Here is a 15,553-nt window from a genome sequence, read left to right on the forward strand (position 1 = left end):
TTTATCATTTTGCATACTGCATCACTAAATGACGTACAACGTACGTAGATAGTAATTTGTTACTATACCCATTTATGAAACTACAAGCCAACCAGCCAGCACCTAAATACCTACTAGTGTCCTATAATTCTTATAAATCCAATAAAATTTTCGTGGGTGGGCAGCGGGGGGAGTACTACAACCAAGAGTTTGTTTCTAACCTTCTAAGTTAGCAAATATTGGTTTTGGTATTTGCTTTATCGATGAAATACAGGTTTATCCGACAAATGGCACATTGAGTTGAATGTTATAATGTTGAAGGTTATAAAGTTCACACGCCTACGACGTATACGATAAAAAACGGGCAGACATGGTGGTCGGGAAGTAGAGGAGGGCTCAAATCCAGTAGATTTTACGTAGCGGGTATGTGACCCTTAGAATTAGCTAATTAATACTTTGTTCAAGATAGTTTCGCATAAATGATGGGTTTCCCAAATATCCTCTATTGATTCAGGATTATAGTTTCTTTCTTCCAAAACATTAATCCAATCTTCAATCATATGTACAAATCCTCGTTTGTATAGAGTAGATTCCCAATCATCAAACTTCAACGTATTTTCTTCTTCTTTTGTAAAATGGGTACCAGAATTTAAATTATTGATTACCCATTTATTCCCCACTGAAAAAAAATCGATCTTTTCTTCAGTAATACCACTAATTCTATTCATTCCTCCAAGTAGTAGCGTTTCCCCTTGTTGCCATTGGACCTGAATATTTTCTAGCTTTTCGTCTTTAACTCTAGAAACAACATTTATATTCCGAATAGGCCCTTTACCTAAAAAACGAAGACTATCAATTACATGGATGAAATCATCAAAAATAAAAATTCGCGGATCGCCTGCTAGGTCAACCCTATTCTTTTGCCACGATATTTGAATAGGGTTCGGTACTTCTGATAATGTTTTTATTAGAGGAGCAAACCTTCTGTTAAATCCTAGATACAGGGGTAATTTATTTTTAGAGGCTATATCCAATATCCTTTCGGATTCTCCCAGTGAATAGCTCAAGGGCTTGTCTACAAAAACTGGAATTTTAGCTTCCAACAATTTTGGTATAATAAGTACATGACTTTCAGTTGAACTGTGAACCATTGCTGCATCTGGTTTTGAGCGTATTAGTTCATCCAAACTTGAGCAGGTTTTATGTATTCTATATTCATTGGAAAGTTTGTTTAAAGTATAATTATTTCTTGTACAAAGAATTGGATCTACTTTTGAATGATTTGCTAAAATTGGTAAATAGGCCTTTTGAGCAATCTTCCCTAATCCAATTAATGCAATTTTAATTTTGGGCTTATTTGACATATAATGAATCTAAGGAATTTAAATTGGATTATACATTAGTAGTGGTATTTGGTTTAATTATTTCGGATAACGCATTCGAAAATGAATCCTGATAGTTAGTGTTGTTAGACTATTTGGGCATAAAAAAGTTGGAGCGGGTCGGTGCCGACCCTTTAAACCGACCCATCGTAGTGGGCCATGGTAGCAAAAACAGGCTTGAAATTATGAACGTAAATAAATATATTTTCATAAATGTATTATTAATAGTTGCACGCTACCCAATTCCATTTCGCTTTGTACCAGGCAAGTTTGATTGTTTGGCAAAACCAATGCAAACGCAGTTACTGGTACATCCAAATATTCTATCTTTAGTAAAAGTAAACCAATAAATACTAAATTGTTCAATGAGAAGATAATCTTCATCCTAGCCGTCTAAATATTTTATTTCCATAACTTATTGGTCATCAACTTGTTCACTATAAAGTATTATATTTGGTTAGTAGCAGACTTACAAAGAAATGGCATATACCAAAAAGTTGAACCAAAGTTATATCTATTCTGGCCTTTACCTATACAGAAAGATTAGGTCTGCAATAACAATGACACCCTTAATGGAACATAAGCTGAACGAATGAGGAATTTTGCTTTTGAGAGTTTGCGCTTATTTGATATTGATCGTTGGAAAATCGGTTATGTAAAGACCAGGGTGGACCAAGAAAGTTTACTATTAAGATGCTGTTTCCGGTCAATGGAAATTGTTAGCCTATGGAGCGGTTGCTAATTTTAATTAAAACTGGAATTATTGCGGGCCTGTTCCCCGGTACAAAATGAATATTAATGTTATTACCCAGAATCTGGGCTATTTAAATTAAAAATTATGTCTAAAAAAGGTATTGTTTCATTAGAAGGCTCAGACCGAAGATCTTTCATAAAAAAGGCTGGGGCGGCTACACTTTTCAGTGCAGCGACCCTAAACTCTGGTTTTGCAAATCCATTCCTTACGCAGAATAAAGTATTAAAGGTTGGCTTGATAGGTTGTGGTGGTAGAGGTACTGGTGCGGCCGCACAGGCACTAAGTGCAGACCCTGATACAGTGCTGCATGCTATGGCCGATATTTTTGAGGATAGATTGACCAGTTCCTTGGAATTGTTGAAGAAAGAACATGGGCAACGAGCAGATGTGAAGCAAGAAATGCAATTTGTTGGTTTTGACGCTTATCTGAAATTAATTGATTCCGGTGTAGATGTTGTGCTTTTGGCCGAGCCCCCAGGATTTAGGCCAAAACACTTTAGCGCGGCCATAGACGCCGGTAAACATGTGTTCTATGAAAAACCCGTTGCCGTGGACGCGCCTGGGATACGTAAAGTCCTGGGAGCTGCAAAAAGAGCCAAAGAAAAGAACCTTTCCATAGTTTCTGGCCTCTGTTTTAGATATGATTTACCAAAACAGGCCCTTTTTGGAAAAGTATTGGGTGGAGATATTGGGGAAATAAAATCCATTTCCTCAGTTAGAAATGGGGGTGAACTTTGGCATAAAGAACGCCAATCGGATTGGAACGATATGCAATATAAAATGCGCAACTGGTATTATTACAATTGGCTGAGCGGGGATTTTATTGTAGAAATGTTCGTACATAGTACAGACATGATTTCCTGGGCCATGGGAGAAAGAATGCCATTGAGTGCAACCGGGGTAGGTGGTAGGCAGTGGCGTACAGATAAAAAGTACGGCAATATTTATGACCACTTTGCCGTAGAATTTGATTATGGGGGTGGTTTAAAAGGAAATGTTTCCACAAGGCAACTGAGTGGCGGTTCGTCCAGAAACTCTGTAGAGGTCGCCGGTACAACAGGAAATGCATTTTATCAGGGAAATAGGCACGAGATTTGGGGCAAAAATGAATGGAAGTATGAAGGGGAGTCAAACGATATGTACCAAAGTGAGCACGACGGATTGTTCAAATCCATTCGTATGGGAAGTGCTATAAACGATGGGGAAATGGCCGCCAATAGTACCTTGATGGCTATAATGGCTAGGGATGCTGCTTATTCCGGACAAACGATAAGTTGGGAAGAGGCCATGAACTCCAACGTATCCCTTGGTCCCGAGAACGATGAGTACAGTTGGGATTTAAAATATGATGGTCCAGGAATAGCGGTTCCGGGCATCACCAAAATGGTCTAATTATAGATTTAGCAATTTAGAGGTGAAGAGTCCTTAAAATTGCTATTTTTATGGGAATGCTTTATTCTGCTGTAACCTAAAACTACGTTCGGTAATCTGTTAAACAGCCATTTTATTTTGATAAATAATTGAACCATAAAAACATGAAGAAAATTTCGATTAATAGAAAATTTGCCCTTTTATCGGTATTGTTAATTATAATGATTGCTTACCAGGCCGAGGCGCAGAACGAAGCATTTGAATTTGAATTTGGCGAGGAGGATACTTGGGAGAGTTTGATTTCTGGGAAGTCGGGAGAAGAATCTACCATTAAATGGATCAATGTGAATACCGTTAAAGAGGGTTGGACCGTGGGTGCAGATGGGGTATTGGTAAACCTGGGCCATCCAATTGGGGTAGTAAGATCGGAGAAACAATATGAAAACTTTATTCTTCACGTAGAATGGCGACATATGGAAGCTGGGGGCAATTCTGGAATATTTGCATGGAGCGGTGCCGATCCAAAGGGGAAATCCCCATTGCCGGACGGTGTGGAAATCCAGATGTTGGAATTGGACTGGGTAAACATAAATGCAAAAGATGGTGTTCAGCAACCCATAGCCTATGTTCATGGGGAAGTTTGGGGTGTAGGGGGAGTAGTGACCCTACCAGATAATCCACGGGGGGAAAGAAGTAAGTCCGTAGAGAATAGATGTAAGGGAAAGGGAGAATGGAATACCTATGACGTAGTGTGTGTAGATGGGGTCATTAAACTTTCTGTTAACGGCAAATTTGTGAATGGTATTTCTAAATCCACTCAAAAGAAAGGTTATTTCTGTCTAGAATCTGAAGGTGCGGAGATTCATTTCAGGAATTTAAAAGTAATAGAATTACCGCCAGGGGTAACTAGTGCTGAGCAGATAGCTCCTTTGCTTAATAAATAGTTGGGAATCCTATGGATGAGTAACAACAAGTCTGATTCTAAAAGGTGAGGTTTTCCGTTGTTTCCAAAGCATATTCAGTTTTACCCTTAGAATTCATTGCCTAAAATAATATAACCAACCAACCCACCTCCATGAATAACTCAGTAAGATTACGTTTATCCGTTCTAATGCTTTTGGAGTATTTTATCTGGGGAGCGTGGTATGTTACCATGGGCACCTATCTGATGTCCTCATTGGAGGTAAATGCAACACAAGTGGGGGCGGCATATGCAAACCTTTCTATAGCAGCCATTATCTCTCCTTTTTTCGTTGGACTGGTTGCTGACCGATTTTTCTCCGCACAAAAGGTATTGGGAACATTACATTTAATGGGTGCTGCCACCTTATATTTTATAAGTACCGTGGAGCATTTTCAAATTTTTTGGTGGTTGATTTTGCTATACACATTGTTGTATATGCCTACGATGTCCTTGGTTAACTCCATTTCCTTTTCGCAAATGGAGGATCCCGATAAGGAATTTCCACGGATTAGGGTTTTAGGAACCTTGGGCTGGATAGCAGCGGGACTTTTAATAGGGTTTATGGAGTTGGAGACCTCTTATATGACCTTCCGCATTGCGGCATATTGTTCTTTGTTGCTTGGTATTTTAAGCTTCTTCTTGCCAAGTACCCCGCCTACCGGTAAAAGCGCAAGCATTTCAGCCATATTGGGACTAGATGCCTTGGTTTTATTCAAGAAAAGATCATTTGTTGTTTTTTTTGTCAGCTCTATTCTAGTTTGTATCCCATTGGCTTTTTATTACAATTTTGCCAATCCTTTTCTGAATGACGTAGGGATGGAAAATGCTGCCGCTAAAATGACTTTGGGGCAGGTTTCCGAACTTTTATTCATGTTATTGATGCCCCTTGCTTTTAGAAGGCTCGGAATTAAAAAAATGATGCTGATAGGTATTTTTGCCTGGGTAGCACGTTATCTTTTATTTGCTTATGGGGATATAGGTGCAGGAATTTGGATGTTATATTTTGGAATTATATTACATGGTGTATGTTATGATTTCTTTTTTGTTTCCGGTCAGATCTATATTGATAAGAAGTCCAAACCCTCCTTTCGAAATTCCGCCCAGGGGCTTATCACTTTTGCAACTTATGGGGTGGGAATGTTTATTGGCTCATTTGTCTCAGGAGCAGTAACCGATAATTTTCTCGTCGACATTAATGGCATATTGAGCTACCAATGGGAATCCATTTGGCTGGTTCCAGCAATAATTGCTTTATTGGTGGGTTTGATATTCATGTTTTTCTTCAGGGAAAAACTTGTAGGAACCTTAAAAGTAGACAACAAGATGCCGCACATTTTACCTAATACAGACAATAAGGGACAAAAGGATTTGGAGGGCGGTTTGGCCGATAGCGCTGATCCAAAAACAGAACGATAATTCCCTAAAATAAGTGCTGGTAAAATTTAATATTATGGTCAATAAAAGCAATCCAGTGCGTGTTCCGATAGTGGGGTTTGGAAATATGGGCGCATCCCTTGTAACGGCTTATCACAATTTTAAAGCAGCTTTGAAAACTACTAATCCGAATACAAATTAATGCCAATATCAGATAAAAACTATAAAAATTAAACAGATGAAAAAACCGTGGATTGCCTTTTTAATACTATTAACGATTTCTTGTGTGGAAAAGAATGAATATTATACTTTGGACGATTTTGACAAGGTAGATAAAATTGATACACACATTCATGTTTTTGCTGATCGGAACAGTTTTGTAAATCAAGCAAAGAAAGACAATTTTCGTTTGCTGAATATCATGGTCGACCTTTCAAAAGGTGAGGAACTTATTAAAGAACAATATGATTATTGTTTAGCTCAAAAGAAAGGGCATCCTGAGGATTATGAGTTCGCTACCTCCTTTTCTATAGAGGATTGGGATAACCCTGACTTCACAAAGAATACCATTGCCTGGTTGGACAAGAGTTTTGAAGAAGGGGCCATAGCTGTAAAGGTTTGGAAGAACATTGGCATGGTTTTTCGTGATAAGGATAACGAGCTAATAATGGTAGACAATCCCAAGCTGGATACGATATTCGATTATTTAGCCAGTAAAAAGATACCCTTGGTAGGTCATTTGGGAGAACCAAAAAACTGTTGGCTTCCGCTAGATGAAATGACAACCAATAACGATCGAAAATATTTTTCGGAACATCCACAATACCATATGTACCAACATCCGGAACTACCTTCTTATGAAGAACAGATCGCCGCTCGGGATCGTATGCTGGAAAAACACCCCAATCTTGTGTTTATTGGGGCACACATGGGGAGTCTAGAGTGGAGCGTGGATGAATTGGCGAAACGGTTGGACAAGTTTCCAAATATGTCCATAGACCTCGCTGCCAGAATGGGGCAAGTTTTTTATCAAACTGTAGAAAATAGGGAAAAGGTACGTGCCTTTTTTATTAAGTACCAAGATCGGCTCCTCTATGCAACCGATTTGTCCGATGATGGCGAGGAAAATGTCGGAGAAATGCAGAAGGAGATGCATAAAATGTGGCTTACGGATTGGCGATTTTTCGTTACCGATGAGCTTATGGCCAGTGATCTTGTAAATGAAGAGTTTAGGGGATTAAAACTTCCTAAGGAGGCAGTGGATAAAATTTATTTCCAAAACGCAAAAAAATGGCTTAAGATGTTTCCAACAAATGGAATTTGAAATTTTGAACAGTTCGGTGAACCATTTTAAAAGAAGAAAATTTCTAATATCATAGATCCAATAAAGTTTTCTGTGGTGGGCAGCGGGGGAGTGCTAGAACCAAGGTTCTGTTTCTCTTCTTCTAAGGTAACAAATATCGATTTTGGAATTGTTCTAATCGATGAAGTACAGTTTTGTTCGACAAACGAGCGGAGAAGTTGAAAGTTATAATGTTCAAGGTTCAAGGAACTAAGTTTGAATGTTTTAATGTTGAAAGTTATAATGTTGTAATGTTTAAGGTTATAATGTTGAAGGTTCTAAGGCGTTCTTGGCAAGGGGGTACTTTTTTTGGCCGCTTGACCATGCCGCCCCAAATTAACTTTCAATTTAATATCTTTAAAAATTAAGCCTGTGAAGGGGCTATAAGTTTAAATGATAAAACACGGCCTTAACGCGTTTAAGTGATATATAATCTATGTCTTACGATATACTGAAACAAAACTTAAAGAAACATTTAGATCTGTCCAATGCGGATCTAGACCTTATTTGTAGCTACTTTAAACCTGCTGGTTTAAAGAAAAAGGAATTTTTATTGACCCAAGGCAGTATCTGTAAAATGGAAGGCTTTGTATTGGACGGCTGCTTTAGAGTTTTCACCTTCGATAAAAAGGGAAATGAGAACACCCTATATTTTGCCGCCAAGGATTGGTGGCTCATGGATATTGATAGTTTTATGAATCAGACCCCTTCTGACCTGAACATACAGGCCTTGGAAGACAGCGAGGTTCTTTTAATTGATAGGCAGGATAAAATGGCGCTCTATGAATCGCTTCCCATTGTAGAAAAACTTTTTCGGATAATATTTCAAAAGGGACTGGTTTCGTGGCAAAGGCGGCTAGTGCGCAATCATAGCTTTACTTCTAAAGAACGATATTTCCATTTTATACAGACCTATCCGGACATCTCCTCCAAACTTATGGATAAACAAATTGCCAGCTATCTGGGGATAAGTCACGAGTTTTTAAGCAAGATCAAAAAAAATATAAAATAATTTTCCCTAGTTGAACTTGTTCAACTTTTTTGCCATCTTCATTTGGGATATTTGCATTGCATAAAATGTAAATAACGATGAAAAATAAAATTCCATTATCAAAAAGTATTACCTTTTTAGTTCTATTAATTCTACTAAGTACAGGGACGGTTTTTGGGCAATCCCCAACCGACATTCCACACGAAGATGCCTTAAAGGCCGTATTGGCCGCTAAGAAAAAAGCGGAACAAATGGATGTGCTGGTAAATATTGCAGTGGTCGATGCAGGAGCTAACCTAAAGGCTTTTGTCCGTATGGATGGTTCCTATTTGGGAAGCATAGACGTAGCGATCAAAAAGGCGAAAACGTCGCGCTATTTTGACATCAATACGGGCGATCTGGGCAAGCTTACCCAACCCGGGGGCATTATCTATAATATTGAACTTTCCAATGACGGACTCGTTACCTTTCCAGGGGGAGTTCCCATAAAAAACGAAGCTGGAAAAATCATAGGAGCCATTGGGGTTAGTGGTGGTACTATAGAGCAAGATCACGACATTGCCACTGTTGGAGCAAAGGCCATCTTGGATTAAACAATCCAATACATTATAAAAAAGCTTAATATCATGAATATCATAAAAATATCCGTCGTTTTCATTGCACTACTGTTGTTCCAAATTAGTTGGTCGCAAAGCTCAGATGATTTAATGCCTTATTTGCAGGATTTTAAGAGCGTATCCGCCAATAATACGGTTACCATAACCAGTTATGAAAAAGACGGCTCCCATTACGTGTATGCAGGCGGCTTTGGAGGGATTGATATCTTCAGCCTAGACAAAGAAGGCAAACTAACGCCCATAGGTACCCAAGAGCTCTATAAGCAAGAGGGACCTGCTAGGGGAATGGTCGCCGGCAGTATTGAGGGTACGGACTTTTTATTTGTAGCCAATAAATACGGTAACGCCATAGAGACATTTAAGATCTTGGATAATGGAACCCTGGAACAGGTTTCCCTAACCATGGATACCGATGAAACCCACCTTGGTATTGCCATTACCCTACAACTAGTTCATATGCAACAGGCGTCCTATCTCTTTATTGGAGGCCTGGAAGAAACACCCGGCCTAAGTAGTTTTAAAATTCTGCCCGATGGAAAACTGACCCATGTACAATCCATGGCCGATAATGACAAGATTTACACGGACGGTATCATTGGGATGTATACCCATAAAATTAAAGGAAGAACATTCTTATATACCGGAGGATTTCAGGACAATGGTGTAAGTAGTTTTAGAGTGTATGAAAACGGTTCCTTCAAAAATATCAACAATATTGGGGACAATACCACCGATAGGTATTTGACCGGAGCCTACCCGGTGACCGGAGTAAATTTAGGCGAGAATTATTATGTAATTGTAGGTCATAGACACCATAAGTATTATGAGAGAAATGGTTTTATTAAAAATACGGACTTTGTATACCACGGTGATGGGGTAAGTGTTTTTAAAATAAACAGAAAAGGAGCTTTGGTACCGCATTTTGTTTTAAAAGATGATGAAAACACCAAGTTGCAAGGGCAAACAAGAATTGAAATTGTTTCTGTAACAGACAAGGAAGCTGTATTGGCAGTGGGTACCAGGGACGATGCCAGTATTCAACTTATCAAATTGGACGAAAACGGAACGCTGAAGCCCTTAAATTATTTGGAAACCGGGTTCTCCATTTACTACGGTCTAAGATCCCATCAAATAGAAGATGTAAACCTGCTTATTGCAGGCTCCAATAGGTTCGATTTAAAGAAGGTGGCCGCCTACAAGGTTTTGCCCAAAATAGATAGGGGCGAAAAAGTATTAAGGCATATCGTAAACCTAAAGTATAAGGAAGAAGCCTCCAAAGCGCAAATTGATGAAGCCGTTTCCGTGTTTGAAAATCTTAAAAACGAAATCCCAGAAATTGAGAGAATAGAGTGGGGGGTCAACGATAGTAAAGAAGGGGCCAGCAAAGGTCTGACCCATACTTTTACCCTAACCTTCAAGGACGACCACGCCAGGGAAATTTACCTTTTTCACGAGGCACATATAGCCTTGGTAAATAAAATAGGCCCCATAATAGCTGATGTTTTGGTGATGGATTATTGGACGGAAGAGTAGTAGTACAAAAAAACAGTCAATTCATTTCCAGTGAACCGCAGCGAGAATTTGAACAGGAACCTATTAAAAGATTAAAAATGAAAAGTTTACAAAATAAAAAGGCAATTATAACCGGAGGCGGTAGAGGGTTGGGAAAAGCAACTGCCCTGGCATTTGCCAAAGAGGGCATTGATTTGGCCATTACGGGTAGGAATGAAAAAGTACTAAAGGAAACCGTTGCCGAATTGGAAACCTTTGGTGTTAAGGCCATCTATTCGGTATTTGATGTAGGTAATTATGAGGAAGTGCAAAAGAGTATCAAAAACATAATAAAGACCTTGGGGACCGTTGATATTTTGGTCAACAATGCGGGAATGGCGGCCATAGGCTCGTTCAATGAAATGGAAGTGGGTACGTGGAGTAAAATTATCCAGACCAATCTGATGGGGATGTATTATGTTACCAAAGAAGTATTGCCACATCTAATAGCTAAGAATGAAGGGGACATAATTAATCTCTCTTCTACGGCAGGTTTAAAAGAAAATGCGAACGTATCGGCCTATTCGGCATCAAAATTCGCTGTTATAGGTATGTCCGAATCGCTTATGAAGGAAGTGCGCAAAAACAATATTAGGGTAATCACCCTAACGCCGAGTACCATAGAATCTGAAATGACCATAGAACTGGGCATGTTAAGCAAAGGCTCTGAAAATGTATTGCAACCGGAAGATTTTGCGGAATTGATCCTAGCCGGTCTAAAACTTCCAAGAAGGGCAATGCTCAAAAGTGCCGCCTTATGGACTACCAATCCGTAAATAGAAATGAAAGCGGTCCAAAGCACGCGACTATGGAAAGTGCATGGATGTATTGAAATATTAAAGTCGCCTAGATTTTTTTGGATACTTTTTTAACAGGCTCGTATATCTTCTACAAGAGGTATTTATGAATACTGGGCATTTTATTGAAGGAAAATAATAATGACTCCAATAGCTAGATAAACCTTTTTTATTTGCGTTAGGGACCGCGGTGGCATCCCCGCAGCAAAGCAAGGGATATAGCCAAGGGCCCGACCGACGAAGGAGGGAACGCCCAAAGAATTAAGCCGGACAACACATCTTACTTGTGCCAGCAAGGGGGCTAGCAAGGGGCTTAAAAAATTATGACTTTATTTGGGCTTAGCTGGGTGGCTCCATTTTATTTAAATATGCCATCAAATCCAATACTTCCTCCGTACTAAGGTTGTTCAAGAGCCCTTCCGGCATCATGGATTTTTCGGAAACGTCCCTTGTCCTTATCTGGGATTTGTTAATAATAATCGGGTCTTGACCCACTATTCGTAGAGTTATGCTTCTGTTGTTTTCTGCAATGACATTTCCGCTATAGCTACGGCCGTCCTGAGTGGTTATGACCACTAGTTTATAGTCTTCCTGTACATCTCCACTTGGGTTTAATATGTTGCTTAACAAATAGGTGATATTGGTTCTGTTGGAGCCAGTAAGTTCGGGGCCAATTTTACCACCCTCCCCATGCAGAATGTGGCATGTGGCGCAGGTATGTTTAAATATTTCCTCGCCTTTAAGTGGGCTTGCCGTGCTTAGGGCATCGTCCGTCAATATTCCTTGGTATTTTTTGTACTCTACTTGTAAGGTCTGGGATATATCATCAATAGGCCCCCAAATTTCCACAAAACCATTTCCCAGAACCGCCCTCAACTGAAGTACTATGTGGGCGGGAATGTCCGATTTGGGTATGATACCCTTTTTTAGGGCATCCCCTAAAATTTGACCATATATGGGTCGTGAAGCCATCGTCATTATAGCCTCTTCCTTTTCTTTCCTTGTTAGATCTGCATATAGGTTGAACAAAACCTTGCCCAATTCCTTACTGTCGTAGGCTGCTATGGCCTTAATGGCCTGCAGTCGCAAATGTGGGTCTTCCAATAGTTTTGGTATCTCATTTTGTAAAGCTGGATTTTGTTGCGCTGCCAAGCCCTGGATCCCCTTTCTTTTATCTTCCGGTTCTGCCTTCTGATCTTTTATAATGGCCAACATTTTTTTAGATGCTTCCGCATTCCCAAATTTATGAGCTATTGCATCGGCTATGGACGATAAAGCGGAATCCTCTTTTAACAATGTATATACCTTGGCCCAATTGGTGGGCTCTTTTATATCAATATTCCCTTCCAAGCCGGCCAGCATACCTTGCAATAGTTCCGATTGGACTTCTGATTTTTGCCCTACTGCAACGGTCAATTTTTCCAATTGGTTCCCATCCACTAGTCGCCTCCCAATTTTTTGTGCAATGGACGGAATTCTAATTTCCATGGCTAGCAACAATGCTTTCTCTGGCTGCTTCGCGACTATTGGCTCTATACCGAACCATAGCATCAGTGGGATATTGGGATCGTTTATATCTTCATGGAAACGGACCAAAGATTCAGCAATGGCCCAGCGGTCAATTTCAGCGATTCGTTGAAGTGCCGCTGCAAGATAACGGCGAACTACGGCGGAGGATTCATTTTTAGCCATATCGGTCAACTTATAAAATGCTTTTTGCGAAGGCTGCCCATCTTCGACCAAGAACTGGATGGCCCAGCCCCTTACATATTGGTCTCTGTCATCCAAGAGTTCGGCCAGTCTGTCGACGTTGATGCCGTTTGTTATTTGAAGGGTCCATAGGGCACGTAGTCGGATATCCTCGTTTTTGTGCTGAGCCAATATATCCTTCAGGCGGGAAATTGCTGCACTGTCCAGGGATTTCCTAGAGGCTCTGTATTGTAAAATGACCCGTGCTCGTTGTGCATGCCAATTACTTTTGCTCAATTGCAATTCCACTAGTTCTCGATCACTTTTTTTACTGAGGTCATCAAATCTTCCGGGCCAATCAACTGCTTGTGACACTGCAGGCATAATTCTATATACCCTGCCCGTATCTTTATTTATCACGGCATCCCCACATATTTCAGCATCGTGCCAATCCAGTACATAAAGGTCGCCTGCTGGTCCCACTTCCATGCTAAAGCCTACCCATTGTGCATTGTTTGCCATCATAAAATCTTCCCCGTGACTGGCCGTAAAACCTGAGCCGATAGGTGTTAGGATATCCGAGAGCACGGCATGTTCATGAATATTGGCCATGAAAAGTCGCCCTTGTTGATCTGCAGGAAAAGCATCTGATTGGTAGATCCTTGCCCCACCGTGTGCCGAGCGATGGCGGTGGTCCACTATAGTTTTAATATCTTCATAGACATATGGATTGAAGTGTTGGCCGCCCTGCCTGTGATAAGTACCACCTTGGATGATGTGGAACATATGGGGGATAACACAGGCCGTAATAAACAACTGTCCCTTGGAATCATAATCGATGCCCCAAGGGTTACTAAAGCCGTGTGCAACTACCTCAAACCTATCCTTTATGGGATGATAACGCCAGACTCCGCCGTTGATATCTACTCCTTCAGCTTCCAATAGGTCGTTTGGAAAAGCATCCCTATGCTTATAGATACGTCCCTCTCCTTTGGGCTTTCTTATTTTGGAAGGGGTTGCAAATCCCTCGAGGCCATAAAGCCAACCATCCGGACCCCAGTGGAAACTGTTGATGGTCTCATGCCGGTCACGAATGCCCCAGCCCGTCAACAAAACTTTTGTGTCCTTTTCATCTGCCTTATCGTCCGCATTTTTATCCGGTACGAAAAGTAGATTTGGCGGAGCGCCTATAAATACCCCACCATGACCGACCGCAATGGCCGATGGGAATGGAATGCCTTCCAAAAATACTTTTTTACTGTCCGCAACACCGTCACGATCGGTATCTTCCAATATCAAAATACGGCTATCCCCTGAACTGGAAAATCCTTCGGATCGGGACTCATAGTCCCTGTTTTCGGCAATCCACATTCTTCCTTTGTCGTCCCAACAAAACGCCATGGGCTGCGTAATCATTGGTTCTGAGGCAAAGCTGTTCACCGTATAGCCAGGTTTGATCGCCATTGCTTCCACAGCTTCTTTGGGGCTTAAAAGCTTGGCATCGCGTCCTTCCTGCTTGGCAATGCCCCAAAGCGATGCCGTATTGTACATGCCCTTATCACCGACATAACCCCCCCAAAGGTCATCCAACACCATATCATCCAATTCACCTGTATAAGCGACTATCTGGTGTTGGAAAATTTTTGTTTCCCCTTTTTTTATGTGCCAATCGCCCAATCGGGCGGGGACCGGGCCTACGCCCAATTGCCCGTCTACTCTCCATGGTTGCGGATAATCCTTATTATCTTTATGATCAAAAATTGCAATATGGCCCCAGTGGTCAAGGCCTTTAATTTCCATGCCAATATCTACCCACATGGCTCGTTGCCCATCCGCTTTTTCGTTCTTTTGTCGGGCGGCATTAATTACTTCACCCTTATTACCTTGTTTCCATGGCATTCTTAAAAAGAGTCCTCCATAATCGAATTGATTGATAGTTAGATCGATAAGCGCTTCCCCTTGCCATTCCAATGTCAATAAATATTTATTGTCCTTTTCTGTAAAGGTCCAGGTCTGTGTTTCTTTTAGGATAGGAGCTTTAGATTCATCCAACATATGGTAAACTGTTTTCCATTTCAACTCTTGCCCTTCGGCGATTAGAACTTCTGCTGCTTCTCTTTGCCAGTAGCCCCCGTCAGGATGGTGAAAATAATCACGGCCAATTTTTTTTTGGATATGTCTTGGTTTATCAGGATTGTAAAACCATTCTTTTAATTCCTCAGGTTCGGCCCCAGTACCGTTTATGCGGGTAAATCCCCAATAAAGACCGGTCTGGTGTTTATGATGTCCCGGACTGTATTCTGTAAGTTCTGTATTGGAGCCAGGGGCCAAAATGGGATGGATATAGGGACGAAAATTGGGTTTTGTGTTCTGTGTTACCACTGCAGCATATCCACCGTCCGGAACAATACGTATTTCATTATCGGTCTGTTCAATGTAAAAACTTGATTGTTTTACATCGGCTGGAGCTACATCTTTTTCCTTCTTAGGCTTGCATGCCAGGAGACATATAATTCCGATCAATACTATTAAGATTCTTGGCATAGTTTTCTTTTTATGTAATGGTTGGTTTTAAAAGGGTCATGCAATTGTCCAATTGGATCTTCAAGATATTCAATTTAAGTGGATTAACTAAAATTAGTAAATGAGTATTGTCCTGTTTCCTTTTATAAACCTAGGATTGTTACTGCAATATTTTTGTTGTGGATTAATCTATTAACTGGGAAGTACGGGTTACTGCAA

General features: G+C 40.5%; 10 protein-coding genes. 8 read left to right on the forward strand and 2 right to left on the reverse strand.

Going from position 1 to position 15,553, the window contains the following annotated elements:
* Positions 1-419: 419 nt before the first annotated feature.
* Entirely contained in the window at positions 420-1,343 is a 924-nt protein-coding gene (locus tag U735_RS0110610; protein ID WP_051892077.1) for a Gfo/Idh/MocA family protein, read from the reverse strand.
* 856 nt (positions 1,344-2,199) lie between these two features.
* Between U735_RS0110610 and U735_RS0110625 the strand changes: the two genes are divergently transcribed.
* From U735_RS0110625 to U735_RS0110665, 8 genes are all read left to right on the forward strand, one after another.
* A complete protein-coding gene (locus U735_RS0110625) occupies positions 2,200-3,507 on the forward strand; it encodes a Gfo/Idh/MocA family protein (RefSeq protein ID WP_031443797.1) in 1,308 nt (435 codons plus the stop codon).
* 143 nt (positions 3,508-3,650) lie between these two features.
* Complete coding sequence (locus U735_RS0110630; protein ID WP_031443798.1) at positions 3,651-4,430, forward strand: 3-keto-disaccharide hydrolase; 780 nt, start codon at positions 3,651-3,653, stop codon at positions 4,428-4,430.
* 131 nt (positions 4,431-4,561) lie between these two features.
* On the forward strand, positions 4,562-5,866 hold the full coding sequence (locus U735_RS0110635; protein ID WP_083260665.1) for a nucleoside permease: 1,305 nt from the start codon (positions 4,562-4,564) through the stop codon (positions 5,864-5,866).
* 196 nt (positions 5,867-6,062) lie between these two features.
* A complete protein-coding gene (locus U735_RS0110640) occupies positions 6,063-7,148 on the forward strand; it encodes an amidohydrolase family protein (RefSeq protein WP_031443800.1) in 1,086 nt (361 codons plus the stop codon).
* 454 nt (positions 7,149-7,602) lie between these two features.
* Positions 7,603-8,178, forward strand: coding sequence for a Crp/Fnr family transcriptional regulator (locus U735_RS0110650; protein ID WP_031443801.1), 576 nt, complete (start codon positions 7,603-7,605; stop codon positions 8,176-8,178).
* Between the two features lie 77 nt (positions 8,179-8,255).
* Positions 8,256-8,750 (forward strand): GlcG/HbpS family heme-binding protein, encoded by a 495-nt coding sequence (locus U735_RS0110655; RefSeq protein WP_051892078.1) that lies wholly within the window; start codon positions 8,256-8,258, stop codon positions 8,748-8,750.
* 33 nt (positions 8,751-8,783) lie between these two features.
* Positions 8,784-10,307, forward strand: a complete 1,524-nt coding sequence (locus tag U735_RS0110660; RefSeq protein WP_031443803.1) for a Dabb family protein — start codon at positions 8,784-8,786, stop codon at positions 10,305-10,307.
* A 77-nt stretch (positions 10,308-10,384) separates the two neighbouring features.
* Entirely contained in the window at positions 10,385-11,101 is a 717-nt protein-coding gene (locus U735_RS0110665; RefSeq protein WP_031443804.1) for a 3-ketoacyl-ACP reductase, read from the forward strand.
* A gap of 360 nt (positions 11,102-11,461) precedes the next feature.
* Here the strand turns inward: U735_RS0110665 and U735_RS0110670 are convergent, their stop codons facing one another.
* Positions 11,462-15,355, reverse strand: a complete 3,894-nt coding sequence (locus U735_RS0110670; RefSeq protein ID WP_034248431.1) for a PVC-type heme-binding CxxCH protein — start codon at positions 15,353-15,355, stop codon at positions 11,462-11,464.
* Positions 15,356-15,553 lie beyond the last annotated feature (198 nt).

The sequence above is a fragment of the Arenibacter algicola genome, assembly GCF_000733925.1.
Taxonomy (GTDB): Bacteria; Bacteroidota; Bacteroidia; order Flavobacteriales; family Flavobacteriaceae; genus Arenibacter; species Arenibacter algicola.

What these genes read in the sequence shown, in the direction of transcription:
- U735_RS0110640 (WP_031443800.1), top strand. Translation starts at nt 6,063, where the DNA reads ATGAAAAAACCGTGGATTGCCTTTTTAATACTATTAACGATTTCTTGT.
- U735_RS0110650 (WP_031443801.1), top strand. Translation starts at nt 7,603, where the DNA reads ATGTCTTACGATATACTGAAACAAAACTTAAAGAAACATTTAGATCTG.
- U735_RS0110670 (WP_034248431.1), bottom strand. Translation starts at nt 15,355, where the DNA reads ATGCCAAGAATCTTAATAGTATTGATCGGAATTATATGTCTCCTGGCA.
- U735_RS0110660 (WP_031443803.1), top strand. Translation starts at nt 8,784, where the DNA reads ATGAATATCATAAAAATATCCGTCGTTTTCATTGCACTACTGTTGTTC.
- U735_RS0110610 (WP_051892077.1), bottom strand. Translation starts at nt 1,343, where the DNA reads ATGTCAAATAAGCCCAAAATTAAAATTGCATTAATTGGATTAGGGAAG.
- U735_RS0110635 (WP_083260665.1), top strand. Translation starts at nt 4,562, where the DNA reads ATGAATAACTCAGTAAGATTACGTTTATCCGTTCTAATGCTTTTGGAG.
- U735_RS0110655 (WP_051892078.1), top strand. Translation starts at nt 8,256, where the DNA reads ATGAAAAATAAAATTCCATTATCAAAAAGTATTACCTTTTTAGTTCTA.
- U735_RS0110625 (WP_031443797.1), top strand. Translation starts at nt 2,200, where the DNA reads ATGTCTAAAAAAGGTATTGTTTCATTAGAAGGCTCAGACCGAAGATCT.
- U735_RS0110630 (WP_031443798.1), top strand. Translation starts at nt 3,651, where the DNA reads ATGAAGAAAATTTCGATTAATAGAAAATTTGCCCTTTTATCGGTATTG.
- U735_RS0110665 (WP_031443804.1), top strand. Translation starts at nt 10,385, where the DNA reads ATGAAAAGTTTACAAAATAAAAAGGCAATTATAACCGGAGGCGGTAGA.